The sequence below is a fragment of the Krasilnikovia sp. MM14-A1259 genome (assembly GCF_047159535.1).
Taxonomy (GTDB): Bacteria; Actinomycetota; Actinomycetes; order Mycobacteriales; family Micromonosporaceae; genus Actinoplanes.
Genome location: NZ_BAAGAJ010000002.1, coordinates 5,067,854 through 5,093,900 on the forward strand (window position 1 = coordinate 5,067,854; position 26,047 = coordinate 5,093,900).

18 protein-coding genes and 1 pseudogene are annotated in these 26,047 nt (G+C 68.3%); 6 read left to right on the top strand and 13 right to left on the bottom strand.

Translation table 11 applies throughout. The features are described 5' to 3' along the window. The 6 genes from ACMCNK_RS23055 (at nt 1) to ACMCNK_RS23080 (ending at nt 8,500) form a co-directional block, all read left to right on the top strand. The gene (locus ACMCNK_RS23055; RefSeq protein WP_412738461.1) at nt 1-1,359 is read left to right on the top strand and encodes a MinD/ParA family protein; all 1,359 of its coding nucleotides are present in this window, start codon (nt 1-3) and stop codon (nt 1,357-1,359) included. Continuing rightward, nucleotides 1,356-5,330: a type VII secretion protein EccCa gene (eccCa, locus tag ACMCNK_RS23060; RefSeq protein WP_412738462.1), complete on the top strand. Its 3,975-nt coding sequence runs from the start codon at nt 1,356-1,358 to the stop codon at nt 5,328-5,330. Before ACMCNK_RS23055 ends, eccCa begins: the two co-directional genes overlap by 4 nt. 52 nt (nt 5,331-5,382) lie before the next feature. Then, nucleotides 5,383-5,745 carry a hypothetical protein gene (locus ACMCNK_RS23065; protein ID WP_412738463.1) on the top strand — a complete coding sequence of 121 codons (363 nt, stop codon included), beginning with the start codon at nt 5,383-5,385 and terminating at the stop codon, nt 5,743-5,745. After that, nucleotides 5,742-6,785, top strand: coding sequence for a DUF6177 family protein (locus ACMCNK_RS23070; RefSeq protein ID WP_412738464.1), 1,044 nt, complete (start codon nt 5,742-5,744; stop codon nt 6,783-6,785). The genes ACMCNK_RS23065 and ACMCNK_RS23070 overlap by 4 nt, the downstream gene beginning before the upstream one ends. Nucleotides 6,786-6,956: 171 nt before the next feature. Continuing rightward, nucleotides 6,957-7,496, top strand: coding sequence for an RNA polymerase sigma factor (locus ACMCNK_RS23075; RefSeq protein ID WP_412738465.1), 540 nt, complete (start codon nt 6,957-6,959; stop codon nt 7,494-7,496). Then, on the top strand, nt 7,493-8,500 hold the full coding sequence (locus ACMCNK_RS23080) for a CU044_5270 family protein (RefSeq protein ID WP_412738466.1): 1,008 nt from the start codon (nt 7,493-7,495) through the stop codon (nt 8,498-8,500). The genes ACMCNK_RS23075 and ACMCNK_RS23080 overlap by 4 nt, the downstream gene beginning before the upstream one ends. 105 nt (nt 8,501-8,605) lie before the next feature. Here ACMCNK_RS23080 and ACMCNK_RS23085 read toward each other — a convergent pair whose 3' ends face one another. The 13 genes and pseudogenes from ACMCNK_RS23085 to ACMCNK_RS23145 all read right to left on the bottom strand — a co-directional run bounded on the left by ACMCNK_RS23085 (nt 8,606) and on the right by ACMCNK_RS23145 (nt 26,009). After that, on the bottom strand, nt 8,606-9,127 hold the full coding sequence (locus ACMCNK_RS23085) for a hypothetical protein (protein WP_412738467.1): 522 nt from the start codon (nt 9,125-9,127) through the stop codon (nt 8,606-8,608). Between the two features lie 1,109 nt (nt 9,128-10,236). Beyond that, nucleotides 10,237-10,902, bottom strand: a complete 666-nt coding sequence (locus ACMCNK_RS23090; RefSeq protein WP_412738468.1) for a GOLPH3/VPS74 family protein — start codon at nt 10,900-10,902, stop codon at nt 10,237-10,239. 5 nt (nt 10,903-10,907) lie between these two features. Next, entirely contained in the window at nt 10,908-11,924 is a 1,017-nt protein-coding gene (locus ACMCNK_RS23095; protein WP_412738469.1) for an acetamidase/formamidase family protein, read from the bottom strand. A 1-nt stretch (nt 11,925) separates the two neighbouring features. Next, nucleotides 11,926-13,353 carry an APC family permease gene (locus ACMCNK_RS23100; protein ID WP_412738470.1) on the bottom strand — a complete coding sequence of 476 codons (1,428 nt, stop codon included), beginning with the start codon at nt 13,351-13,353 and terminating at the stop codon, nt 11,926-11,928. Nucleotides 13,354-14,743: 1,390 nt separating this feature from the next. After that, nucleotides 14,744-14,974, bottom strand: a pseudogene (locus ACMCNK_RS23105) (transposase); the annotation flags it as partial. Nucleotides 14,975-15,114: 140 nt separating this feature from the next. Then, on the bottom strand, nt 15,115-16,098 hold the full coding sequence (locus ACMCNK_RS23110) for a GTP pyrophosphokinase family protein (RefSeq protein WP_412738471.1): 984 nt from the start codon (nt 16,096-16,098) through the stop codon (nt 15,115-15,117). Nucleotides 16,099-16,777: 679 nt separating this feature from the next. Next, nucleotides 16,778-18,331 carry a hypothetical protein gene (locus tag ACMCNK_RS23115; protein ID WP_412738472.1) on the bottom strand — a complete coding sequence of 518 codons (1,554 nt, stop codon included), beginning with the start codon at nt 18,329-18,331 and terminating at the stop codon, nt 16,778-16,780. A gap of 955 nt (nt 18,332-19,286) precedes the next feature. Beyond that, nucleotides 19,287-20,198 carry a phosphotransferase family protein gene (locus tag ACMCNK_RS23120; RefSeq protein ID WP_412738473.1) on the bottom strand — a complete coding sequence of 304 codons (912 nt, stop codon included), beginning with the start codon at nt 20,196-20,198 and terminating at the stop codon, nt 19,287-19,289. Next, a complete protein-coding gene (locus ACMCNK_RS23125) occupies nt 20,195-21,295 on the bottom strand; it encodes a hypothetical protein (RefSeq protein WP_412738474.1) in 1,101 nt (366 codons plus the stop codon). Before ACMCNK_RS23125 ends, ACMCNK_RS23120 begins: the two co-directional genes overlap by 4 nt. A 666-nt stretch (nt 21,296-21,961) precedes the next feature. Beyond that, the gene (locus ACMCNK_RS23130) at nt 21,962-23,464 is read right to left on the bottom strand and encodes a tyrosine-type recombinase/integrase (RefSeq protein ID WP_412738475.1); all 1,503 of its coding nucleotides are present in this window, start codon (nt 23,462-23,464) and stop codon (nt 21,962-21,964) included. Further along, the gene (locus ACMCNK_RS23135) at nt 23,461-23,817 is read right to left on the bottom strand and encodes a DNA-binding protein (RefSeq protein ID WP_412738476.1); all 357 of its coding nucleotides are present in this window, start codon (nt 23,815-23,817) and stop codon (nt 23,461-23,463) included. Before ACMCNK_RS23135 ends, ACMCNK_RS23130 begins: the two co-directional genes overlap by 4 nt. A 588-nt stretch (nt 23,818-24,405) precedes the next feature. Beyond that, nucleotides 24,406-25,575 (bottom strand): DNA-methyltransferase, encoded by a 1,170-nt coding sequence (locus tag ACMCNK_RS23140; protein WP_412738477.1) that lies wholly within the window; start codon nt 25,573-25,575, stop codon nt 24,406-24,408. Next, nucleotides 25,572-26,009, bottom strand: coding sequence for a hypothetical protein (locus ACMCNK_RS23145; RefSeq protein WP_412738478.1), 438 nt, complete (start codon nt 26,007-26,009; stop codon nt 25,572-25,574). The genes ACMCNK_RS23140 and ACMCNK_RS23145 overlap by 4 nt, the downstream gene beginning before the upstream one ends. Nucleotides 26,010-26,047 lie beyond the last annotated feature (38 nt).

Consider the following 26,047-nt stretch of genomic DNA (forward strand, 5'->3'; position numbering starts at 1 on the left):
ATGAGCAGCGACTGGCAGGCCGAGTTGCGCCGCGCCCTGGACCCGGAGCCCCGCGTGCGGTGGGGTCAAGCGGACGACGGCCCGTCTCACGACGTACCGGCGGCGCCCACCTCGGCGGCTGGCTGTCTGGCACACGGCGTGGATCCTGCGGTGCGGATCGCGCCGGTCGCGGTGTCGCCCGCCGCCCCCGCGCAGCAGACATCCGGGTGGGATCCCTATCCGAGCGGGCAGAGCCCGGTTGCGGACAGCAGTGCCGCGGTGGGCGGTACCGCTCACCTGCAACCTCAGAATCTCGCGGGTTATCCACCGGAGCCGCAACAACCGCCCTCGCCGGTCATGTACGACCGGGATCAGTGGACGGCTCTCGGCGCGGCCTCACCGGCGCCGTCGGCGTCCCCGGCGGTTCCCACGCCAGTGACCGGTGACGGCGCGGAACCCGCCGACGCGAGCGGCGGCGCCTATCAACCTCGGCACGCCCGCGTGCACGGTGACCCGGCGTGGCGGCGAGCCCGCGACGCTGCCCGCGCCGTGGTCGGTTGGCAGGCGAGCCGGGAGGTCGCCGACGTGGCCGCCGCGGCGCAGCACGCGAACCAGCCGATCACGACCGGACGCCGGATTGCGGTGGTCAGCGTGCGTGGCGGGGCGGGCAAGTCGACCGTGTCGGCGCTGCTCGCCACTACCCTGGCCGGTCTGCGCCCGGATCCGGTGCTGGCGGTCGACGCCGACCCCGAGCCCGGATCGCTGCCGCTGCGGCTGGGCCCCCTGGGCGCCGCCGTGCGCACCGGCGGAGATCGGGGAATCGGCGAGGTCAGCGAGTTCGACCGGGTGGCCAGCGCCCTGCAACGCACCCAGACCGGGGTATGGCTGTGGCGCGACGCCTACGCCAGTTCGCTGCAGCGCCTGGACGAACTGGCCGCCGCCAAGCTGCTCCGGGACCGGCAGCGGTTCCTGAGCAGGTTCTTTGCGGTCCAGCTCACTGACTGTGGCCCAGGATTGGGGGGCGCCGGGAACCATACGGTGATCGCGGACGCGCACACCGTGGTGGTGGCCGGCACCGCCACGCTGGACGGTGTGCACGGTGTCGACACCGGACTGCAGCGCCTACTCATCGATGGTGGTCCGCAGTTGCTGGCCCGGTGCGTGGTCGTGTTGACCACCACGGTGGCCGGGCCGCTCGGCGTCGATCTGGACGACGCGGTCGCCCGGCTGTCCCGGTATGGGCCGGCGGTGCTGGTGCTGCCCCACGACCGGCAGCTCGCGTTGGGCGCCGCGATCGACGTCGCGCGCCTGAGCGTCGGGGTGCGGCAGGAGAGCGTGCGGATCGCCGCGGCCGTCATGGACCGGGCCGTGCGCGCATGAGCATCGAGGTACGCACGAGTACGCAGGTGGTGCACCGTCCGGCGAGGACCGTGCGGCCGGTTCCCGACGGCGAACCGCGGCGGGTGGAGGCTCCGCCGACGCTACCCTCCGGACACTCCGGCGGGAACATGGCGCAGGCGCTGCTGCCGCTGGCCGGGGTGCTGTCGTCGCTGACGATGATGGTGCTGTTCCGGGGCACCAAGATGATCGGCATCGGGGCGGTGCTGCTGCTGGTCACCGGGGCCGGGGTGTTCGCGATGCTGCTCAGCCAGCGCGGTAAGGCCGCCCGTACCCGCCGTCAGCAGCGCGAACGCTACCTCGACTACCTCGAGGAGCTGCGCGACGAGCTGCGCGAGGCCGAGCGCGACGCGACCGCGGCGGCGCGGCTGCTGCATCCGCCGCCGGCAGCGCTGCTCGAGATCGTCCGGGACCCGGCCCGCCGGTGGGAACGGCGCCGCACCGACCGGGACTTCCTTGCGGTCCGGATGGGCTCGGGCACCCTGCCCGCGGGGAACCTGGCGATCGACGACCAGGGCACCTCGATGAACCCGACGGACCCGTTCATGCTGGCCGAAGCCCGGGCGGTGCTGCGCCGGTTCGCCACCGCACCCGGAATGCCGCTGGTCGTGCCGCTGGACCGGGTCGGCAACGTCAGCATCGTCGGCGGCTACGACGACACCCTCGCGGTGGCCCGGGCATTGCTGATCCAGGCGGCCTGCCTGCACGCCCCCGACGATCTGCGGCTGGGATTGGCGTGCGCCCCAAGCCGTGCCGCCGGCTGGCAGTGGCTGAAGTGGCTGCCGCACCTGCTCGACCCCGAGCACCGCGACGGCCCGGTCGCCGCGCGGCGGGTCGGCTCCGACCCGAACGGCCTCGCCCAGCTGGTAGGCGCTCAGCTGCAGGAGAACGCCGGATACGCGGCCGAAATGGTGCGCAGCGCCGGCCCCCAGGCAACCGCCGCGACCGGGCTGCTGCCCCGGCTGGTGCTGGTGCACGACACCCACGGCGACGTCGCCGCCGAGGTAGCTGTGCCCGACCAGGCCCTGACCGTGGCGCAACTCGGGGTGACCGTGCTGCACCTGGTCGCCGACCGGCTCCACGAACCCGGCGACGTCGCGATCCGGATCACCGTCAACGACGGCCGGCTCACTGTGGAGGATCTGCGCGGCGAGGTCGTCACCACCCTCGGCGGCGACCTCGACCAGCTGGCTGTTGCCGACGCGGAGGGCCTGGCCCGGGTTCTGGCGCCGCTGCGGCTGTCCCGCGAGTCCGCGCAGGACGGCGCCGGCGGCGCGACCGGCGCCGACTTCGCCACCCTGCTCGGCGTCGATGACATCGCGGACCTGCCCCTGTCGTGGCTGTGGAAACCCCGCAACGAACGGGACCTGCTGCGGGTGCCGATCGGCGTCGACACCACCGGCGAGCCCGTCCTGCTCGACCTCAAGGAACCGGCGCAGCTCGGCATGGGCCCGCACGGCCTGTGCGTCGGCGCCACCGGCTCCGGCAAGAGCGAACTGCTGCGCTCGCTGGTCCTCGCTTTGCTGACCACGCACCCACCGGACGTGCTGTCGATGGTGCTGGTCGACTACAAGGGCGGCGCCACCTTCGCGCCGTTAGCCGACGCGCCGCACGTCGCCGGGGTCATCACCAACCTCGAAGGCGACGCGTCGCTGGTGGAGCGCGTGCACACCAGCCTCGCCGGGGAGGTGCAACGCCGCCAGCAGGTCCTCAAGGACGCCGGGAACGTCGCGAACATCGCCGACTACGCCGCCGCCCGGGCACGCCGCCCCGACCTGCCGCCGCTGCCCTACCTGCTGGTGATCATCGACGAGTTCGGGGAACTGCTGTCCGCCAAACCGGACTTCATCGAGCTGTTCCTGTCCATCGGCCGGATCGGGCGCAGCATCGGCGTGCACCTGCTGCTGTCCAGCCAGCGCATCGAGGCCGGCAAGCTGCGCGGCCTGGAAACCTACCTGTCGTACCGGCTAGGGCTGCGGACCTTCTCCGAGGGCGAGTCCCGCACCGTGCTCGACACCCCGGACGCCTACCACCTGCCGCCGCTGCCCGGGTTCGGCTACCTCAAGGTCGACACCACCGTCTACCAGCGGTTCAAGGCCGCCTACGTGTCCGGCCCCTACCGTGCGCCCGAGGACACCGCCCCCGTAGACGACACCCCGCGCCCCGCGGCGTACCCCCTGTACAACACCGCCAGTGGCGGCAACGGTGAAGGTCTCGCGCCGGTGCTGCCCGTGCGCAGCGCGGCACCCACCGTGCTCGACCGGGCGGCGGCCCAGCTGGCTGCCGCGACCGACCCGGTCCCGCAGATCTGGCTGCCACCGCTGCCGAGCGCCGTCACCCTCGACCAGATCGGCGGCGGCATCACCGCCACCGACCGTGGCCTGCACCTGCGGCATCCCCGCACCGGCGTCCTGCGGGTGCCGCTGGGCGTGCTCGACGACCCCGCCCGGCAGTGGCAGGGCCGCTGGGACCTCGACCTCACCACCGCCGGCGGCCACGCCGCCGTCATCGGCGGCCCGCAGTCCGGGCGCACCACCCTGCTGCGCACCCTCGCCGTCGCCCTCGCGCTGACCCACACCCCGGCCGAGGTCGCCGTGTACGGCGTCGACCTCACGGGCGCCGCCCTGCAGCCGCTCACCGTCCTCCCGCACGTCGGGGGCGTGGCGGGCCGCACCGACAGCGAGCGCGTACGCCGCACCCTCGAACACGTCCGCGGCCTGCTCGACCAGCGCGAACGGGTGTTCCGCGACCGGGGCATCGACAGCCTCGAGAAGATGCGCACCCTGCACGACCAGGGCGGCCTGCCCGAGCTCGACGCGGCCGACGTGGTGCTGCTCATCGACGGCTACGGCCAGCTCGCCACCGAGTTCGAGAATCTCGAACCGCTGGTGACCGCGCTGCTGCACCGCGGCGGCGGGTACGGCATCCACGTCGTCGCGTCCATGCTGCGCTGGCACGACGTCCGCATCGCCCTGCAGTCCACCATCGGCACCCGCATCGAACTGCGCCTCGGCGACCCCACCGACTCGGCCATCGACCGCCGCCTCGCCGAGATCATCTGCGCCGACCAGCCCGGCCGGGCGCTGACCACCGACAAGCTGTACGCGCAGGTCGCCCTGCCCCGCATCGACGCCCACCCCGATGGCACCGACCTCGGCGACGCCATCACCCAAGCCGGACGCGCCGCCGCCGCGGCGTGGAACGGACCGGTCCCCGCCCCGGTACGCGTCCTGCCCGGCCTGCTCACCACAGCTGACCTGGGCGCACCCACCCCCCACTCATCCGGCGTGCCCATCGGCATCGGCGAGACCAGCGCCGGCCCCGTCACGCTCGACCTGCTCGGACGCGACAGCAACCTGCTCGTCCTAGGCGACGGCGAGTGCGGCAAAACGAACCTGCTCGCGCTAATCGCCGACGGGCTCACCGCCCGGCACAGCGACGACGACCTGGTCTTCGCCGTCATCGACCCCCGCCGCGGCCTGCACGGCGTCATCGGCGACGATCACCTCGGCGGCTACGCACCCAACGCCCCGCTCGCCGAACGGCTCGCCGCCGCCGTCGCCGGACAACTCGCCGAACGGCAGAACGGCACCGCCGCGCAGCCGTGGCCGCACATCGTCCTGCTCGTCGACGACTACGACGTGCTCACCAGCGCCGGCAGCCATCCGCTCGCCCCGCTGCTGCCGTACGTGCCGGCCGCCGACGACCTCAACCTCCACATCGTCCTCGCGCGCCGCGTCGCCGGCGCTTCCCGCGGCCTGTTCGACCCCTTCGTCCAAGCCGTCCGCGAAACCGGCGCCGCCGGCCTGGTCATGACCGGCGACCGCGGCGAAGGCAAACTCCTCGGCGACGCCTACGCCCGTCCACTGCCACCCGGCCGCGGCCAGCTCATCCGCCGAGGGCAACCTCCGGCGCTCATCCAGACCGCACGCCGAAAGGACAGCCAGCCGTGACCGACTGCACGCAGCGGCGGGGCCGGCGCGGCATGGCGAAGGAGACCCAGCCGTGACCTACGACGTCATCGCCCTCGTCCCCGAAATCCCCGACCCGCGCGACATCGTCGCGGGCATGGTGGCCGCGGGCGAACAACTCCGGGTCGCGGAAACCGCCAACGGCGCCGTCATCCAGCTCTGCGACGACACCGGCCGCCCCCTGGTCTCACTCGAAACCCCGGTCCACGTCCGCGTCCCCGACGAGATCAGCCGGCTGCTCGGCCCCGAACTCGGCGCCCGCGTCACCGGACCCGTCTGGTGGCTCGAAGCCCGCGCACCCAGCGACCAACCCGCCGCCGTCGCCCTCGCCCACCGCTACGCCCACGAGATCGCCCGCCGCCTCAACGGCCATGTCTGGCCCCCGGAGGCGCCATGAGCACCGCGCACCCCGCCGTCGACGTCCTGACCCGCCGCGTCGCCGTCGTCATGCAGGACCGCCCCGTCGTCGGCCTGTCCACCTGGCTGACCGACGTCATCCGCATCTGCGCCGACAACGACAAAGGCCTGCACCTGGTCACCCCCGCCACCAGCCGGCTCACGACGCCACTGCACACCGCCCTCAACGGCCCCGGTACCCGCTGGGTCGTCCGACACGACGACACCTTCTACGACGGCCACACCGGACGGATCCTGCACTGGACCGGCGAGGAGTTCGCACCCACCGACGAGGCCGTGATCAGTGACGGGTTCCTCGACGAGTCACCGTTGCCGGCCTGGCATCTCACTATCGCCGTTACCATCCGGCACCGCCCCACCTCGCAGCTCACCCTGGGCGCCGCCCTCGAACGCCTCTTCCACACCCAGACCGGGCAACCGCCGGTCGGCTGGGGAACCGCCGAACCCGCCACCGAACCCTGGAACCGCGACACCCTCACCGACTTCTGCCGCGACCGCGCACCCCGACGCACCTGGCTCACCGTCATCGGCCAACCCGCCGGCCGAGCCCTCGCCACCCTCACCGTCAGCCGCCCAGGCGAGTACCTCGACGAAACGATCGAGGCCACCTTCGTCGGACCCCGACCCGGGCACGCGGACGACGTCACCCCCACCGTGGCGGAACTCGCCGGCGGACACCAGATCCGGCAGCTGCTCGCCACCCAGGCACCCGGCCTGCCCGACACCAGCCACGCACCCCGCTGGACCGGCCTGGCCACCCCGCTCGGCCTCTTCGCCGGCCTCGACGCCCTCACCGGCCGCCACCCTCAGGACCTGCTCGATGCCGGCGCCGCCACTACCGCCACACTCGGCGACCGCGACCGCGCCGGCAACTGGTACACCCTGCACCACGTCGGTGAAGAACCCGCGCCCGCCTGGCAACGCTTGCACCACGTCATCGCCCGCCTCAACACCCCCTGGCTCCAACCCGGCACCATCCGACAATGGGGACAGCCCGAAAGCGCGCCCGGCAACGCGTGACAGGTGCCCGTCGACCCCATGGGGGCTCCCACGGCCTGCGCCACGAGAGTGTGGCAGCCGTCACATATCGATGCGACGGAGGTAAGAACGAGGCCTGACCGGACACTACTTGATGTGAGCCGGGATCAAACCGCGTCGACGCCGCCTGATCGGACGCGGGACTTCACTTACATGTGGCAGCAGTACGCCCCACGGGTGATGGCGTACGCGCTGCGGCAGGTCGACCGGGCCGAGGCCGAGGACGTTGTGGCCGAGACTTTCCTGGTGGCTTGGCGGCGCTTCGCCGAGGTACCGCCCAGCCCGTTGCCGTGGCTGCTGGTGGTCGCGCGCAACACCATTGCGAACCTGCAGCGCTCGGGGCGGCGGGAAGCGGCCCTGCAGGATCGGCTGCAGCGCGCGGAACGGCTCGCCGAGCCGGCCCCGGCTGCGGACGCGGCGGTCCTGCACCGCGCGGATGTGCTGGCCGCCCTGGCGGCGCTGACTGACGCCGAACGGGAGGCGCTGCTGCTGGTGGCCTGGGACGGCCTGACACCGGCCGAGGCTGCCCGCGTGGTCGGCTGTGCCACCGCGACATTCCATGTCCGGTTGTTCCGCGCGCGGCGGCGGCTCCGCCACGGCGATCGTGATGCCCCCCACCGCGGTGTCGCCGAGGGCGCAACCAGCTCCGTGACATCCAATTCTCTCGCCGATTCAGTGAGGAGCACGCCATGACCGCGTCCCGGAGTCGCTTCACCACGCTGGCGGCCTTGCGGCCGGTCAGCACCGTGCAGCAGGCTTGGCCGCAGGACCAGCGCGACGCCATCCTGCGCCGGATCCTGTCGCACGCGGACAGCGACGTCAGCCCTGGCGCCACCCCGGCCGGGCACGCCGAGGCGGCATCGGGCCGGCGCCGCCCGGCCAGCGTGCGGCGACGGCTCGTGCTGGCCGGCGCCTTGACGGCGGTGCTGGGCGCGGCCGCCGCAGTGCCGTCACTGGTTACGAGCCCTTCCTACGCCGCCACGCCAGCGATGTTGCAGTTCGTGCCGGTCGCCGGGCAGCAGAGCAGCGCGAGTGTGCTGACCGACCTGGCGCGCCGCGCATCGACCCGACCGCCCGCGGCAGGTCACGGCAGGTATACATACCTGCACACCAAGGGCTGGTACCTGCACGTGTCGGCCGACGGGAACAACCGGATCCTGGACTCCGGGACCGCCGAGGTGGACCGTCAGCTGTGGCTGGCTCCGGACGGCTCGGGTCGGCTCCGGCAGCTCATCCCGGGCGACAACATGCCCCCGGACAAGACCCTGCGGCCCGGCGAATTCGACGGCGCTTTCCTTCCGGCCGACGCCACCACCACAGCGGTGCGAACAAAGTACGGGCACGACGACACCGCAGCCGGGTGGACCCGCACGATGATGGAACTCTGGGGTCGGCAGGTCGTACCGGCCGCCCTGCACGCCCGGCTGCTCGACACCCTCGCGGGGCAGCCCGGCGTGAACCTGCTCGGCGACACCACCGACCGCGCCGGGCGTCACGGGGTCGCCATCGGTGTCGAGGACCAGCGTGGTCCTCGAGAGCGCATGGTCCTGGTGTTCGACCCGGACACGGGCGCCTTGCTCGACGCCGAGACGGTCGTGCTGGAGAACAGCGAGCTTCCCGTACATCCTCCCGCGACAATCTCCTACACCGTGTGGGTGGCCACCGGACATACCGAAACGACCACGTCGCTGCCCTGACCCAAACACATGGATGGAGCTCTGCGGCATCTCTCGAGCCGCCGAGCCCCACCCATTTCCTCGACCCCTCTGACGCCGACCCGCTAGCGGCCGGCGCCGGCGGCGCTACGGGTGTCCGTTTCCGTTGAAGATCTGCAGCCGAGCCACATTGTCGTTGTACCTGGCCATCACGTAGGACAGGTCCATGTCCCACGTGTCCGAGTGGCTACCAGCCCGATCGAACAGCGTGACCCTGTTGCAGTACGAGTTCCAACCCCGCTGCAGGGAGCTGAGGTGCGTCGACCACCAGTCGTCGGGCCGCCAGGAGTACCCGGCGCTGTCGCAGTGGCCATCAGCGTCCTGGGCGTAGTAGTCCCAGAAGTTGCCGTTGAAGTCGGCGTCCGACCAGGCCCGAAGAATGTGCAGGTTCACACTGCGGGCCTGCACGGCGGCCTCCTTCGCGGAGGCACCCCGCGCCGCGAACGAACGTCGCAGCTGCGACTGGGCAGTCGCGCCCTTCACGTACGCCTCGGTGTCGAACGGAGTGTCCTGGCAGTACCGGTACAGCTCCGGTGAGTCCTGCCCAGCCGCGGGCGCCTTGCCCAGCACACTCACGCAGTAGCGGCCCTCAGCGGACGCGGTCGACACCTGCGCATTGGCCGCTTGACCAGGCAGGACGGTTGACACCAAAGGCATCACCACTGCGCCGACCGCCGCGAGTACCCTCAGCCTTGTCCTCATACAAACCTCCATCATCCAAGGGGCGTCGGGGACACAGCGGCTGCGGTGCACCACCACCGCAGCCGCTTTCCGTGTCCACGACGACGCCCTTTGTAGCAGCGGCCTGTGACACCACGCTGCCCGAAATACCGCTCACGCCGCCGGGCGTGTCCACGGCACGGCGTCAGCCTTACCGCAGGTCACCCTGCCTTAGCCAGGCGGTCCGAGTCACAGCGCAGCCAGCCGCATTGATTGATTGTGATCTATTGCACTTGCCCTCTGTGGCCGCCACAGTCGAAATGGACCTGTGGTCCCCGGACACGTCTGCGGGGGCAGCGGTCACAACGTTGCAGTGGGCCGCCTCGGGCGACGGCGCCATCCCCACAGAGCACAAGACCGTCTGAGCCCGCACCCATCGGTTCCAGCGTGCATAGAAAGCCACGATCAGCCCAAACGATCTGTGGTGGGGCTCTCGGACCGACGATGTGAGCAACGGCGGTGCTTGCGTGGAGTGCACTGGGCGCCATCCGTCGACGATGGACGCCAGCTCGCCCAAACAGCCACCCAAATTCCGTTCCGCCGCCTGATCGTGCGGAGCCCGACGAGTCGGCCATCGATGCCGACGGGCTGAAACCCGCCAGCGGCACCCCTCACCTTCTTCATTTCCCGTGGCCCAGGCACGTCGGCCGTCCGTCCCGCCGTTTCCATCTTCGGTGAGCGTTGCCCGGTACCGCCCGCGAACGAGTCCGAAGCAGCAGGGGCACGACACCGAACCTGCGAGGAGTGCCCGATGGTGCGGCCGCCGTCGGGGGTGTCGAGGACGCCGTTGGCGAGGAATCCCCAGCAGCCGTATCCGATCCGCATCGGTGGTAGGGATGTCGCGGGTGGAGGTGACACTGGCCTTCCTTCCGATCGGCGGGATGCCTCGCCGGCGAGGTCATGACCCCGCCGGCAGTGCATCATCCGGGGCCGTCCGCACCGCCGGCGGGGGACGGTGGCGCGGCCAGCGGTTTAGGGGTCACCGGTAGGTTTAGGGGTCACCGGTAGACCGCCACGGACAGGGCACCGATGGCGGTGTCCACGGCGGCGGTGATGTCGGGGATAGGGTGCAGGCGTGGGTCACTGAAACGGGTACGGATGCCGTCGGTGATGGCATCCAGCCGCGCCCGCAGCTCGCTGGCCGGCAGGTTGAGGTACAGGATCGACTCCAGGCCGGTGCTGCGGATCAGCGCGCATAGCGCGTCGGTGTGCAGGTCACTGCGCTCGGGATACTCAACGGCTTGCCGTGGCGCGCCGCGCGTACGGGGAACGACCATGGGATCGACCAGCTGGAAGCGGGGGCCGCGCAGACGGCGACGGGTACGGCGTAGTATCCCGCTGTGCACGAGCAGGTTCGTGGTCTCCTGGTACATGTCAGGGCTGTGCCGGTACAGCACCTCCGCCAGGGTCGGCCCTGGCGGCGGAACCCGCACGGTGTGCAAGACCAGGTCACTGGCGTAGTCGCCGGTCCACTGGTTGCTTGCGGTGCGCGGGCTCACATGGTCGTCGGTCACGTCGATCCAGCCGGTGATGACCAGGTCGATCAGGCAGGCGCCGACCAGCGCGATACCGAGCGCTGGCAGGTTGGTCCAAGGCCGAAGATCGGTGCGGTCTTCGTCGTGGGCCAGCAGATACAACTCAGCGCGTAGCGGTAGCCGTTGCACCCTGCTCACCCCCTGCCCGGATCGTGGTGGGCGGCGAGCGTCCGCAGCCGGTCGTGGGCGCCGCCATACGCGGCAGCACCCTGCAGGTGAGCCTTGTCGATCACTGCGAGGATCGTGTAGTTCGGGTCGCAGACGTTGCCGACCGGGGACCGGCTGGCTTGGGAGACAAGCTGGTAGGCGTCCAGGGTCTCCAGGCCCGTCAGTTCGGCCGTCCACCGCACCAGGCCGGTGTGACTCATCCGGTAGGCGTCCTCCAGCGGGCGTGCGGAGCCGACAGACATCAGCGCCGTGTCGGACTCCAGCCGCGGCGCGGGGGTAGCCACGCCCTTGATGACCTCGGGAATCAGCACCACGGTCATCGCTGTCTCCACCGCGACGCCGCACGCCTCGCCGTCGCCTTGGCGGGCGTGGCCGTCACCGACCGCGAACAGCGCCCCAGGCACGTTCACCGGCAGGTACAGGGTGGTGCCCGCCCGCAGCTCGGGGGTGTCCATGTTCCCGCCGTGCAGGTCGGGGACGATGGTCATCCGGGTCTCGCCGGCGGCTGGGGCCACTCCGACGGTGCCGAGCATCGGGGCCAGGGGCAGGTCCACGGTGTAGTCCGAGCGGCGGGCCGTGTACCGGACGGTGCCCGCCGCGGTGTCGATGTCGTAGCGCCACACCCGTTCCTCCAGCGGGGGCTGCAACGTCGCGGTCTGGGCCGTGCTGGTCAGCGCGCCGAAGTGCGGGAACGTGGAGCTGACGCCCCAGTCGCGGGCCGGGGTCAGCGACACCAGATGCAGGGCCAGGGTGTCGCCGGGTTCCGCCCCTGCCACGTAGAACGGCCCGGACACCGGGTTGAGCTCGGGGAACCGGCACACCTGGCTGGGCAGGTCGTCCATGGTACGGACGGCGCCGCCGAAGCAGTCCTCGGTGTGGATCCGCATGACCGTGCCCGGCTCCACCCGCAGCACCGGCTGACGGCCGCCGAAGGTGTAGGCCAGCTGGTGGGCCTGCGGCGCGTACTCCACGACGTCGGCCATGTCAGCGGCCCTGCCCGGCCAGGCGGGGCCTGCGGCCCGTCGCGTACAGGCCGCCCAGGATCACCACGCCGACGCCCATCCAGATCAACGCGACCCGCTGCGCCATGACGTTCGCGTTGATCGCTACCAGCACGAGCAGGCCGATGCCGACGAGGGGAACGAACAGGTGGGACCACAGGCTTCGTTCGCGGCCGCGGTCACGGCCCCGGACAAGGTAGTGCCAGATCACCGAGACGTGCAGGGTGATGAACGCGACCAGGGCACCGAAGTTCACCATCGAGGCGAGCAGGCCGATGCCGTCGTCCCGGGAGGCCATGTACAGGCCCAGGCCGAGCGATAAGGCGGCGACGACGAGGTAGGCATTGACCGGCACCGCTCTGCGAAGCGACACCTTGGCCAGGAACGCAGGTAGCTGCCGGTCCCGGCCCATCGCGAACAGCAGCCGGGTCGTGGCGACCTGCGCGACCAGCGTGTTGGCCACACCCCAGGCCAGCGCGGTCGCCACGGCGGTCAGCGCGCCCAGCCAGGGCGCTGCTACGCGGGCCGCGTCGTAGAACGCCGTCCCCGCCGGGTCGCCGTCGGCCACCAGCGCACCCGGACGGGGGACCAGCAGGGCGGCCACCCAGGTCTGGACGATGAACAGGGCACCAGCCAGGACCAGCGCAGCGAACATGGCCCGGCCGATCTGGTTCGGAGCGCCCTTGTTGTCCTCCGCCAACAACGAGATCGCATCAAAGCCCAGGAAGGACAACATCGCCACCGACACCGCGGCGGCCACGACCGTCCAGGACAACGCGGCGCTGTCGAACCACGCCGCCTTCGCCGGCAGGCCGTTGCCCTTGCCCGCGACGATCGCGGCCACGCCGACCATCAGGAACACGGCCAGCACCACCAGTTCACCGATCAGGAAGATCCGGACCATCGCAGCGGTCAACCTCATCCCACGCAGGTTGACGGCGGTGGTGCCCAACACGAACACGGCGATCCACGCCCACACCGGCACCGCCGGTGTAACAGCGTTCATGGCCACCGCCGCGACCAGCGCGAGCAGGCCCGGCACAAGGAAGTAGTCGAGCAGGATGGTCCACCCGGCCAGGAACCCGACCGCCGCGGCGATCGCACGGCCCGCGTAGGAATACACCGAGCCGGCCATCGGAAACGCCTTCACCATCTGCGCGTACGAGGAGGCCGTGAACAGCATCGCCACCAGGCCCACCGCATAGGCCAGCGCGACCATTCCGCCGGACACGCTGAACACGCTGCCGAAGATGCCGAACGGCGCAATGGGCACCATGAAGATCAGCCCGTAGAACGCCAGGTCACGGGTCCGCAGGGTGCGCGGCAGAGTCGGCTGGTAGCCGAACTGGGTGAGCGGATCTGGATTGCCTGCGGTTAGAGGTGCAAATGAGGGCTGGGTCGCGGGTCGCACGGGATTCCTCCGATGGTGTGCCGATCCGAGCGGTGCAAAAGGGGAAAAGCCGAGGGTGCCTCAGCCAAGGCCTGCAGCTTCGCCGAGCAGCGTGGCGGCCAGCTCGAGCCCAGCCACGCCGGGGTGCAGCACCGGGACACCGCTGTGATCGCGTTGCGCGACGCGGAACATGTCGTCGGCCAGCAGCGGCCATCGTCCTGCTCCGGAGCCATTACCCCCACGCGGTACGGCCCCGGTCCTCACGGCCTCGCGGATGGGGGTGGACACATGGCGAGGCAGCACGATGCTGGCCCTCCGGACGCGCCGTCGCCTGTACACGGGTGGTGTCTGCCGGGACTGGGTATCCGGCGCTCGCCGACTGGTTCCAGTGGCCGTGGCCACCGGATATCGGACTGTCATCCTTCCACTGCCTCTGTCACCGAGAATCGCCCACGAGGTTTCGAACCAAGGGACCAGCGGGACGGCCTGTGCTGCCTCGCCGCAGTGCTGGGCGAGTTGGTGCGCAGCCCGCCGCCACGCCTTTCGGGTCGGCAGTGACGGCGGGCGCGGCTCGGGGGCGCATAGCGCGAGCTGCCGGGACGGCCGGCGCCGTACGCGGTCGTCGATTGCGGATACGCGCGGCGGGCCCGGTGCGGTCCGCCTGATCCTGCGGCTTACGGCCACGGGTCCGGATGGGACCTCGGGCATACTGACGTGACGGGGGGAACGCCCGCGTCACGTTCAGCTGTTCCGGCCGAGCGCCACACGATGCTTGTTCTGCGGCTTCGGCAGGATGGATATCAGCCGCTGCCATGACCCGCTCGGCGTAACCCCGTAGGGCATGGGCAGACGCCGCAGGAAGTGCAGCGTCCGCCGACGTCAGCGCGATGGCGGCGATCTACCTCGAGCACGAGGGCACACAGCGGCGAGGACCGCAGCCCGGACAGGACCGCGTCGGCATGCGGCGACGTCATCAATTCCTCCTCGACGGCGGACCGGCCGCACTCACGGGACGGCTGTCCCGATCCGTCGGCAGGTCACCGCGACACCGGTACGTCGCGGGTTGTGTGCCTACGATCACCGATCGGTCCGCAAACGGGGAACCCCGACTAACCCGGTGAATAACCAGGTGAGTTAGCCGCGGGACCGGTCCTGAACTGCGCCTTCAACCGGTGGGATGGTGATGTGGACAGTTCGAATCCAAGATCGGAATTGCGACCAGACCACGGACAGTGGATGAGGCCGGGGCACTTCCCGACGCGCCTCGTGCGCGCCCCGCGCGGGCTGGCTTCGGGGGCGCTCTTGAGCGGGATGGACTTGGAGATGACGGTCTTGTCAACGTCGAGAAATGCCCGCGAACTGCGTAAATACAGGTACGGACGAGAATTCACGGCTATCGGCGCGCATACGGGCGAGCGCGGTCTGGGCGCCTCTCCCACTTGGCGTAGTAGTCACAGACCGTCTTGGCCGGCGGGAAGTGGTGCGGCAGGTACTCCTACGGAATTCCCGTCCGAGCCACGTACAAGATCGCGTTGACGATCTCGCGGAGGAAGTGCGTCGTTCGCCCGATTCCCAAGCCTCGACGTTCGGCACGCCATTTCACCAGCACCGGATCGATCAGTGCCCATCGCCCATCCGACAGGTCGCTACGATATGGACGTCATTCCATCCCCATGCCTGCTCAACGCCGACGGCAGACCGACGGAGACGCCTCGGATGTGAACACCCGCTTCGGGATCAGATGCCCTCTTAGTGAAGTGCGGCGAGTTGGCGCTGTCGTGCTCACACGTCATCAATTCCGAACTTGCTGTAGAGGAGCGACCTGTAGTTTTCATCAGCGGCCGTAACGGCGACTCGGATCATGCCAAGGTCGGAATAAGGCTGCTCGCGCCGCGAGTCTTCGAGTGCCGCCTGTTCCTGTCCTTTGAGCACCACGTCATGAAGTTGCTCAATCGTCGAGTACCCAGCCCGAAGTAGTTCCTCGGCAAAACTTGACGCTTCGGCTTTGTCGGACTTCCGTCGGCCAGGGTGCCGTGCCCGCACGTAGGCCAGCAGAGTTTCTGCGTTCAGCAACACTCCATGGAAGTTTGTGTCCGACTCGGCAATTTCTCTCCGTGCATCAATTTCGACCTCCTTTGCGGCTTTGACAAACATCTCGAAATGCTGGTCAGCAACGTAGAACAACCCACTCAATGCGTGGAAATCCTTTCGCAGGGCTTGCGGAATACTTGCCTCGCCTTTGTATGCAAGATGGTGTGAAATATTCGCCCAAGCGTCCATCGCAATTGTGCGGGCTTGAATTTCAAATACCTGCTGCAAGATCCCTTCGTAATGCGGACCCGAGTGCCAATCGCCGAGTCGGCACACATAGTGCACGGACATGTAACCGAATGAGGCCACGTCCTCGGTGTTAATTTTGTCCTCTTCCTGGAGCACGTCGAAGGTGTCGTGCAACATCTTCCTGATGTTGAGCAAGTCAGGCATGAAGAGGCATACGATCCTGGCCCCTACGAGGTCTTGCATTTCCGTCAATGGGGCTCGATACTTCTTCCGATCTACCTTTTCGAGAACGGAATCCAGATCCTTAACTCGCGAGGAAACCGCATGAATCTTGATCCCGGACTTCTTGAGGGCCGCATCCAGGCTGAATTCCACCTCCCTTGCAAGCTTCTGCAGGGTCGCCTCAATCCTGCCATACTCGGCCGCGAGATCAGCAAGGGACGCGGACGACCAATCATCGATGTTCTCGTCAGCAGGATCCTCCATGACACCGAAAGTAACTCGCTAGGCACGTCACAGGAGAGGTTCTGACCAAATTTGGCTGTACGGACTGTTCGATGTCGGGTTTCACTTGGAAACTAATGTTCGTTCCGGAGTGCCATGGTGGTGTCGGTATCCACACGCCTTGACTGTGGCGTGCGGCGACGGGATCAAATAGCGGCTACGGAGGTTAAACGACACACCCTCAACTCGTACCCTGAGGAAATAGGTCGATTTGATTGGCCTGTCACCTAGAAGCCGGGCGAATCATCATTCGGAAAGATTGGACGTCCTTCGGCGTCTGTGGAAGTCCTCGTCGCCCTGTAGCTGAGCGTTGAGGACTTTTGCGAGTGTGGGGTTAGCGGCACGGATTTTTGCCTTGACTGAAGATAAGAATGCCGTGCCTGACGCCCGTCTTCGGTGAGCTGTAGATGAATTGGATCACACCACTCCAACAAACCCCATCCGTCGACCAGGCAGTCGAGCGTTGACTCTATCGCAGACTGCGAGTATTTCGACATCTGAGCTTCGTGAAGGCACTTCTCGGTTCCCTCAATGATCTGCTCGACTCTCCACAGATCACTCTCATCGGCCTCCGCCAGAAAAATGACGATTGCATCCATTATGTCGAGGTTGTATGGACGTGGCGGAATTGGTGTAGCAACCACTAACGCTTCCGGACCACTCATGCGATAATCTCCAGCCAATTCTTGAATGCTTTCTGGAAGGGTTCATGAAGATGATAGCCCGCCTGCTTGCGAACTCCTTCTTTGTGAAACCGCGTCTCAGAGTTTAACAAGAAGTAGACATGTAGCTTTATTCGCTGATTACACAAATCGGTCAATCCACGCACGACCGGGCTGACATCTGTCATCCTCACAGGCGTCGGTCCGTTGAACAAATGAATGGATTTCTGCTTTGGCGAGACAGGCTGAAGCTTGGCGAAACTGAGAACCCATTTGCCTTGGCCGAGCGGGCCAACGACTGGAGCCTGCTTGTTCAATATTTCCTCTAGCAGCCGAATTCCTCCATTGTGAGCCTGCACGATCTTGTTAAAGTCAAGTGCGGCGCCGCACAACGTGTCACGACTGGCCGATCCACGCAACGCGTGGGAGGACGGTCTATCGCCCCAACGCTCTGCGAACGTCGCCAAAGAGATCCCACGATCCGCGAACGTGCTGCACAGCCTTGCTTGCTCGTCGAAGGTTCTCCACAGTGGAACATAACGCGGTTCATGGTAAAGCGATTCTTCACACAACACCTGAGCAATTTGAAACTCCCTGACGTCACCGGTGCCGTCGTGGGAGTCGACATTTCGGCGGGCCGCAATTTGGCCGCTCTTGATCCAAGAATAGATGCTGTGATCATCTATGAAATGGCTAGGGGCACCCGCGTTTGCCGACGTGACATAATCGAGGAACTGCGGTCTACCACCGCCGAACTCGGCCCGCAGGCTTGCAGGCAACGATTCGTCGTTGCTCAGTCTCCATAGCGCCTCGACGGCTCGAACCAGGAAAGCATTACTTGCCACAACCCCCGAATGAAGGTACATCCAGACATACGCTTGAACTCGCTGGAACAGGAAGGTTTCCATCGCCGATCGCGCACGTAGATCAAGGCCGAATACCCAGCCCCATTCGTCCGTCCAATGTAGTTCGAGCAGGTTGAGCAAGCGACCTGAGTCGATTGCAGAAAACTCGGTGCCAGCCCGCCCCGCGTCTCGTTGCAGGTAGTCCAGCCGATCCACGTCGAACTCACTGTCTAAAAGGCCGTGTAGGCACGCCGCCCAGTCAAATGGCGCCTTGCCTCGGGCGGCGAAAATCCGGGCTATTAGGTATCGCGGAAGTTCGTTGGAATTTTGCCGGGCTAGCAGCCTATCGAGAATTGTCTTACCAGCGAATTCGTGGAACTGTGGTTCCCCTATTCCAACGTCCTCTTGGTACTTCTGCCATGACGTCAGTGTGGCTGGATCCGCAATAGCTGCAATATTATCCTCATAGAACGGCTCTAGAGCATGGGAGAATGGGGCATGCCCTATGTCGTGAGTCAGCCCAACTGCGCCGACGGCATACCCCACGACACGCGTTAACGTGGCGGCGCTGCAGTCTTGGTGGGCCAGTTCTTTGGATGAAGCATCCAACTTATCCTCGCGGGCTCGCAGCTCGTCTTGAAGCTCGCCAATAAACTTGCTTCGAATCTCCGGACTTGCTCGCTCCCATGCCAAGTCCCATGCCGCCATGGCGAGGTGCATTGTACCCAAAGCGTGTTCGTATCGGGTTCCCGTTAGGGAAGGGTAGACTGATGTTGCCATTGCCGTCTGCGATATATGTCGGAGCCGCTGTACCTCGGGCGATCTGACCAGCGGCAGGAGAGCACGTGGGACTTTGACATAGTCATGCACGGGGTCTCGAATTAACTTGTGCGGAGAGTCATTGTGCATGGAAATCTCCCCTGTAGAGTGCTTGCGGGATCTTGATTTCTGCACGAGCCGGTTCGTCGAGGACTGTAGAGGTCGGGACTGGGCCGCCTCGAGGCGCTGCCCGGCCTGCGTCGCCTCCTGCTCCAGGATGGCCGCGCGTGCCACGTTTCATCCTCGGATATGCCGTATTGTCCCACACCAGTAGCGTGCAGGGTGTCGTAACAAACTGCCCCGGTCTGCACGAAGATATGGCTCCAGGGCGTAGCGCACCGAGGCCGTCATGACACTGCAGTTTCCAATGATGATTCTGCACCGAGTTGAGGCTGGTGATTCATCAGGTTCGGCCAGAGTGCCCGACGAGAGCCGCAACAACCGCGGCGTGGCGCCGCAAACAGACCCTCCCGCCGGTCATTTCGACCGAGCCCGGCCAGGCGCGTCCGTAGATCAGTCGTGCAAGTAGCCACGGAACCACGTGGGCCAGCTCCACGCGCTCAGGTCGCAGTTCCTCGATCCTGGCCTCGCCGGCCAGGACTGGAGATCGGACTGGCAGCCGTGCCGGGCAGGATCGCGGGATCGCACCATCCAGCTCACCGATCCGGCCGCCGCTAATAGAATCGTCCAGGTCGGCATCGACTACTTCCGGCATGAGCACGGCGACGCCAGCCGGAGCTCCTAACCCTGAGTTCTCCCGCTTTCATGGAATCGCCCCGAATTCGATCACCAACGCTTCAAAGAATCGGGTTCCAGCGGGTGCTCAAGGCACGAGGTGGTCGTGTCAGCGAGGCAGGTCACCGAACGCTGTCCACCGTACCGTCTCGTCACCGAAACGGACGGAGTCCAGGCGCAGTCGGAACTCGTCGGCGACACCGGGTGCGCTGGCCAACAGCGGCACCGCCGCAGCGATCATCTTCAGTTCGCGGGCCTCCCGTAGCAGCGGCCATTGCGGGTCCTGAGTGATGTCGTATCCGTACGCTGCGGCGAGTGGTGCGTGTCCGCCGGTGCGCCCGAACCGGGCTTCATTCGCAGGTGCGGGCACCAGGTCGACCTGCCACGGCCCGACACAGGTCGCGTCGAAATCGCACAGCAGGATCCGTCCCGATCGGTCGCGTACGAGGTTCCCTTCGTGCGCGTCGCCATGGACCAGTCGCCGGTTGCCGCGAGCGGCGAAGTCCCGGAGCTGCGGTTCCAGCCGGGCGCACCATTCGAGCAGGTAGTCCCGATCGCGGGCGTCGAGGCCTTCGGCGTCAGCCATCCGGGTCCGGGCGTCACCGATCGGATCCCACTTCGGCAGCAGGTGGGGCGGCTGTTCAAGGCTATGGAACTCCTGCAGGACGGCGCCAAGGTCGGTAGCGTCCGGGCGCCGTCCGGGCCCGTCGGCATACTCCCACACCGTGGCGAGCAGCGGCCCGTCGACGACTGGCTGGGCGATCCCGCCGGCGAGCCGGATCGTCGGCGCGTTGACGGTCTTGAACCATGCGCCGAGCGCGGCAACCTTGTGTACGCGAGCGTGCAGTCGGTGTGTTCGGGTTATCCGCACGACCAGTCCTGCGGCCGGCAGCACAAACACCGCGTTGTTCGTCAGCCGCATCAGGTCTGCACCGGCGGCGTCGATGCCAGTCTTCGCGGCGATCCGGGCGAGGCTCTGCCGCATGGCCTGTTCGGTGAACCGTCCGTCAACGCCGCTCATCGGCTGCTGGCGGCCACGGTGGGCAGGGTGTGAAGGAAGTCGGCGACCTCAGGCACGTCACGGTACGGGTGGGCGTCGCGGCGCAGGTTGGCGAGTCGTTCCTGGACCCGTGGCGACACTACCGCGGTGGCGTGTTGCCGGGCCCGGTTCCCGGCCTGCAGCGCCAGCTCAGGAGCACCCGCGAGGAAGTACGCGCTGGCGAGGCCCACCTGGTTCAGGACCGTGCTGCGGACGCTCTGCGGCCCGAATGCCTCGATCGCCGCGCTGACCCAGGACACCGCTGCCTCGCCGTGCCGCCGATCGGCGCGGGCACGGTCGCGGTAGACCCGGCCGTACTGCGCGAGTAGTTCCCCTTCGTCGAAGAAGCCGAGCCACTCCGGCTCGCTTCCCGGGGCCACCCGGGTGAACGCCTCGCTGGAGATGCCCAGCGCGCGTTCCGCGCCGTCGGCGTCGCCGAGCGCGGCCAATGAAGCCGCTTGCGCGCCCGACAGGATGGCGGTTATCGCCGGGGTCGGGTTGAGCCGGTGGCGCGCCAGGTGCAGGATCTCCAGCGCCTCCCGGTTGTGACGTAGGTGCTGCATCTGCTTGGCCTGGCCATATCGGATGTGCGCGACCAGTTGCCGGTCACCGGACTCGATCGCGTACCGTTCCGCCGCCGCGAAGTGCCGCTGGGCATCGCTGTGCCGACACGCGTCGAACGCGGTCCATGCAGCCAGGTCACGGGCGTTCGCGATCGCCGTCACCAGTTTCGGTCGCAGCCTTTCGTCGACCCTGTGGTCGAGTAGCGCCGACACTGACTCGGCGAACACGCCGACGTCGTCGACCAGCGCGCCACCGCCGAACTGATGGTCCGTGGTGCGATACAGCGTGGTCAACGCGTTGAGTCGCGCCACATCGGAACTGCCGATCCGGCGGCGGGCCCCCGACTGAGGGGTAAGCAGACCCGCAGCAGCGGTGACCGTGGCCAACCCCCACAGCAGCGTCCGCCGACGAACGTGAACACTGACCGCGCCAGGCGGCTGACTGTCGTCGAAGAAACCGCTGGCAACGTCCTGGCCGGGATCGTCACGCAGTTCCGGGGGTAGGTGCCACGGCACCGTCAGCGCACTCGGGTCTTCTGGTGGGCGTCCTAGCTCTACTGGTTCTCTACCGGTCGCAACCTGCATCCGGCTGAGGCGCTGGGCCACCCGCGTCCGCGGATCCTCGCCGCGGGCGACTGGGCCCCGCGGACCGTGAAAGAATCCCAAGTCGGCGTCCGTGGAAACACCGAGAACCGCCCTCAATGCCTCGCGGCGGCGAGCGCGTGGCCACCGAATCCGGCCCTGTTCGAGTTGCCCAATGTAGGCGGCATCGATGGAATCATCGTCCTGGTGGGTGGCCCACAGGTACGCGGTGACAGCCTGCGCCAGTTCCAGGCGGGACAGAGCCAGGCCGGACCCGGAGGGAGACTGCAGCCGGCTTCGCGCAGTAACCAGGCGCGCGTTCGCGTGAATAGCCCTGGCACCGACGTCGCCCACAACTGTGCGTACCTCCGTCCGGGATGCCGCCGGGAGGCTGGATAGCTCCCGAGATACCCCGTTCTGACATGCTACCGTCCCTGCCCCGCGTGGTGAACGGGTCGGCACCAGATCGACAGGGCCGGTGCGGGCCGCGTCCCACGCTGCCATCGGTCGCACCACGGTCGACGGACGCTGATGACGAAAGCGGGGCCCCTCCCGGCTTGGGAGAGGCCCGTCTGCGCTGCTGCGGTGCCGTCGATCCCATCAGGCGGCGGGTGGTCGTCGGGGGATGAGGTCGGCGGCGGTGTCGGCGTGCTCGCGTTGGAACTCCAGCAGCACGCTGGTGTAGATGTCGGAGGTGGTGCCGACTCGGGCATGCCCGAGGAGTTCCTGGACCTCCTTGAGATCGGCCCCGCCTGCGCGGAGATACGTGGCGGCACCGTGCCGCAGGTCGTGCAGGCGCACGGGGGGCAGGCCGCTCTTGACGACGAGGTGTTCGAATCGGTCGCTGACCGCTTGCGGGTGCCATGCCTGCCCGTCGGGGCGTACGAAGAACAGGCCGGTGTCAGGCCAGTCGTCGCCGCTGGCCTGTCGCCAGCCGTCGCGTCGCCGGCGGTAGTCCAGCAGGACGGCCTCCGTCTTCGGGCCCGCGGGGATGATGCGTTCCCCGGCGTCACTCTTCACGAATCGGGTGACGGGTTGGTAGCCGACGGCGGTGATCTGCTGGACGACCGTGATGATGTGGTCGTCGAAGTCGACGTCGTGCTCGCGCAGGCCGCAGGCTTCACCGCGGCGCAGGCCGCGGTACATGATCAGCAGGAACAGCGGGTAGAGGGCGGTGTCGTGACGTTCGGCGAAGTCCAGGAACTCGCCCGCTTGTGCGGGGGTCCACACCATGACGGGTCCGGGGCGCTCTCCGGTCTTGTTCCACCGGGCCACGGCGGCGCTCGTCCATACCTTGGGTTTGCGTTTCTTCTGTGGGCGTAGCTCGATTCCGATGGCGGGGTTGGAGTCCCGCAGGTGGTAGGTGTGGATCATGTCGTTGAGGAATTTGCGCAGGGTGGCGTGTAGCCGTTGCAGGCTGGAGGCGCCCAGCGGCCGGACTCCGCGCACCGATGCCTGCACGCGCGGGTCGGGGCTGGACTTCGCGGCGATGATGTCGGCGTTGCGTTCGTCGAGAGCGTCGTACATAGCGTTGATGTGGTGGTGGTTGAGGTCCTGGATCGGCACGTCACCGAGGTGCGGGGTCAGGTAGAGGCGGATGTGGTCGGAGTAGCCGCGCATGGTGTGCTCGGCCAGGCCGCGCCGTCCCTTGAGCCACATGGCGAGGCACGCGCCGGTGGTCTTGTCGGTGTGTACGGCGACGCCGGCCTTGACGCGTTTGGCGACGGTGTCGCGGTCGGGCAGTGGGGTGCCGCGTTTGCACGCGGCGAGCATGTCGGCGATCTCGCGTCGCTGCGGGCTTGTTCCAGCGAGGTCGAGCAGGCTGCGGGCGTGGTCGAGTTCCGCGGTGGCGGCCTCGCGCAGGGCGAAGCCGCTGGTCCGCCGTAGCTGGCGACGCGGTCGGCCGGGGTGGTGGGGGAGTTCGAGTTGGTAGCCCCAGGACCCGTGGTGCGGATGCCAACCGCCGCCGGCGCGGTACAGCTTCGGGCAGCCGGCGTTGAGGCGTCGTGCGGTATCGGGGTCCTTGCAGCTGCAGCGTTTGAAGACGGCGCCTTCACCGCTGTTGTCACTCTTGCGGGAGGCGCCGAGTAGTTGCCTGTTCACGGTTCTCCTGAAGTCGGGGTGGGCTGGTACCGGGGTTGCGGTCCTTCTGATCGGTCCCGGTGGTGATCCACGCTCTGCTCGGCGGCCGGGGTCAAGTCGGCGCCGCTGGTCAGATGCAGGGTCGCGAGGATCGGTGCGACGGGAATCCGGTAGAGGGTGCCGGCGCGGATGACCGGCACCGGGAAGGTCCCATCCCTGGCGAGGTTGTAGGCCAGGGCCCGGCCGATGCCGAAGATCTGGGCGGCGGTGGGTAGGTCGGTGACGGCGCCGAGCGCGCGGATGCGTTCCTCGGTCCATACCCCGTCAGCGGTGGGGTTGTCGGTGTTCGGGGTCGTACTCGGGTCGATGGACATGCGTGAGTTGCTCCTTGCTTCGTGATGGGGAATCGAGGCCGGCAGCGTGAACGGCGTCCGTCGAGCCGTCCGGGTATTCGATCCAGGACCCGGGGGTGCGCCGTCGGCGAAAGGGGGCACGTTGATCGACTGGCCACGGCGAGCGTTCATGGTGTCCGCGCCGGGTCGACCGGCGCCGACGGCGAGCTGAGCGCCGTCGCACGCGAACGGACGAATGTGCCGTGACCGGACTTCAAGACCCGGCGCCGAAAGCGGGGCGGATGCGGCGGCAGGCCACCGCCCTCAGGGCGACGGCCTGCCAGGAAGATCAGGTTGGGGCGGTCGGAAGGTCCGGTTTGGCCGGGTCAGGGCCTCGGCGAGCATGTCGGTCCACTGCTCGTCAGTGGTCATCCGGGTGACTTCGAGCGTGAGGCCGTCGTCGAGCGTGGGTCGGCCGGCATCCGGGCGACCGGCCGACCCACGACGGCCATCACGACCAGAACGTCTCCGTCGGAGACACCGATGGAGAACCTGACCCTCTGGTGCGGACGGTGGCGGCGGACACGAACTGGCTGGCCTGCGCGAAGGTCACCGGCACCGTCCGCAGGATCACCCCGCTCGTCCCGGGTTTGGCAGGTGCGGGGTGAGCCTGGTCAGCGTCTCGTCGAGGAACACCGAGCTGACGTCGATACCGGCGAACCGGCGCCCGAGCTGGAGGGCCGCGAGCCCGGTGGTGCCGGCACCGCAGAACGGATCCAGGACGAGGCCACCTTCGGGGCAGCCGGCGGCGATCGCCCGCAGCGGCAGGTCGATCGGGAACGGGGCGACGTGCGCGCCCCGGTAGGGGCGGGTGGCGATGCGCCACACGTCGCCGGGGTTGCGCCCAGCCGGGTGGGTGGCGGTGTGGGCGTGCCCGACCGCGCGTAGGTTGCCCGATCCGGCACCGGCCGTGAACTCACTGGTGTGCTTGACGGCGGCACCGTATGTGCTGGTGCCCCGGCGCCGTGCGGTGGCGTCGACCCCGCCGGTGCGTCCCTTGTGGCTGCCGCCGAAGACGCGGGTGCCGTCGGCGGCGTCCGGCCGGACAAGGGGGATGCGGATGGGGTCGAGGGTGAAGTAGTACTTGGGTGACTTGGTGAACAGGAACAGCAGTTCGTAGGTCGCCGACAGCCGGTCACGCACCGACTCCGGCAACGGGTTCGGCTTCGCCCACACCACCGCGTTACGCAGGATCCAGCCCGAGGCCTGGAGGGCGAACGCGGCCCGCCAGGGCACTCCGAGCAGGTTCTTGCCCGGCAGCGGGGCGGGCCTGCGGCCGGCCGCCAGATGGCGGTTGCCGGTGATCCCGCCGGTGGTGTCGTAGGCGGTCCGGGTGCCGGCGCTGTAGCTGTCGCCGAGATTCACCCAGCAGGTGCCGGTCGGGGCGAGCACCCTGCGAGCCTGGTCGAACACCGCGACCAGGTGGTCGAGGTAGTCGTTCAGGCTGGTCTCAAGGCCGTACTGCGGGTCGACCCACCGGGCCTGGCAGGCCGGGCAGGCGACCCCGTCGGTACGGCGGGTTCGGCCCAGCGGGTGCGGGCAGGCCGGGTCACCGCGGTCCCAGCGGCCGGTGCCGTAGTCCCGCAGACCCCAGAACGGTGGTGAGGTGACCAGGCAGTCGACGCTGTCGTCCGGCATCGCCGCGAGGACTCGGGCGGCGTCGCCCAGATACAGGTGGACCGGTCCGTGCCGCCGGTAGCGGTAGTCGTCCAGCGCGGGCATTTCGGGGCGGCCGGTCATCGGCGCACCGCCCACCGGTGTGGGCACAGCAGCAGCCGCAGCGCGGCCGCGGCCTGCTGGTGGACGACCCCGTTGCCGAGCACCCGCAACGCTGCGGTGCGCGGCAGCCCCAGATCGGTGACCCACCCTGCCGGCAGGCCCATGAGCCACTCGACGAACGGGGGCGCCAGCACCGGCTTGCCGTGGTTGCCGGGCTGGGTCGGTTCCGGGACCGGTCGGCCGAAAAGCACCTCCCACCGGGCGACCGCCTCGGCGTAACCGCCCCACCGCTGCTGATCGACCGTGCCGAGGTCAGCAGTATCGGTGAGGTCGCCGCCGGGACGCCCAGGCTCGTGCCCGCGCAGCCCCGGCGCTGGTAGCAGCGCGCGTACCTGGACTGCCGCCGAGGGCAGGGTCAGGGCGCCGTGCGAGCCGCGCTGTCCCGGGCAGCCCATGGCGCCGTCGGTGGCGCGTGGGGTGGGCAGCAGGGCAA

Coding starts and splice junctions, on each gene's coding strand:
- ACMCNK_RS23145 (WP_412738478.1), bottom strand. CDS start 26,009: ATGGGCTGCCCGGGACAGCGCGGCTCGCACGGCGCCCTGACCCTGCCC.
- eccCa (WP_412738462.1), top strand. CDS start 1,356: ATGAGCATCGAGGTACGCACGAGTACGCAGGTGGTGCACCGTCCGGCG.
- ACMCNK_RS23095 (WP_412738469.1), bottom strand. CDS start 11,924: ATGGCCGACGTCGTGGAGTACGCGCCGCAGGCCCACCAGCTGGCCTAC.
- ACMCNK_RS23135 (WP_412738476.1), bottom strand. CDS start 23,817: ATGTCCATCGACCCGAGTACGACCCCGAACACCGACAACCCCACCGCT.
- ACMCNK_RS23110 (WP_412738471.1), bottom strand. CDS start 16,098: ATGGAGGATCCTGCTGACGAGAACATCGATGATTGGTCGTCCGCGTCC.
- ACMCNK_RS23055 (WP_412738461.1), top strand. CDS start 1: ATGAGCAGCGACTGGCAGGCCGAGTTGCGCCGCGCCCTGGACCCGGAG.
- ACMCNK_RS23115 (WP_412738472.1), bottom strand. CDS start 18,331: ATGGCGGCATGGGACTTGGCATGGGAGCGAGCAAGTCCGGAGATTCGA.
- ACMCNK_RS23120 (WP_412738473.1), bottom strand. CDS start 20,198: ATGAGCGGCGTTGACGGACGGTTCACCGAACAGGCCATGCGGCAGAGC.
- ACMCNK_RS23070 (WP_412738464.1), top strand. CDS start 5,742: ATGAGCACCGCGCACCCCGCCGTCGACGTCCTGACCCGCCGCGTCGCC.
- ACMCNK_RS23075 (WP_412738465.1), top strand. CDS start 6,957: ATGTGGCAGCAGTACGCCCCACGGGTGATGGCGTACGCGCTGCGGCAG.
- ACMCNK_RS23080 (WP_412738466.1), top strand. CDS start 7,493: ATGACCGCGTCCCGGAGTCGCTTCACCACGCTGGCGGCCTTGCGGCCG.
- ACMCNK_RS23140 (WP_412738477.1), bottom strand. CDS start 25,575: ATGACCGGCCGCCCCGAAATGCCCGCGCTGGACGACTACCGCTACCGG.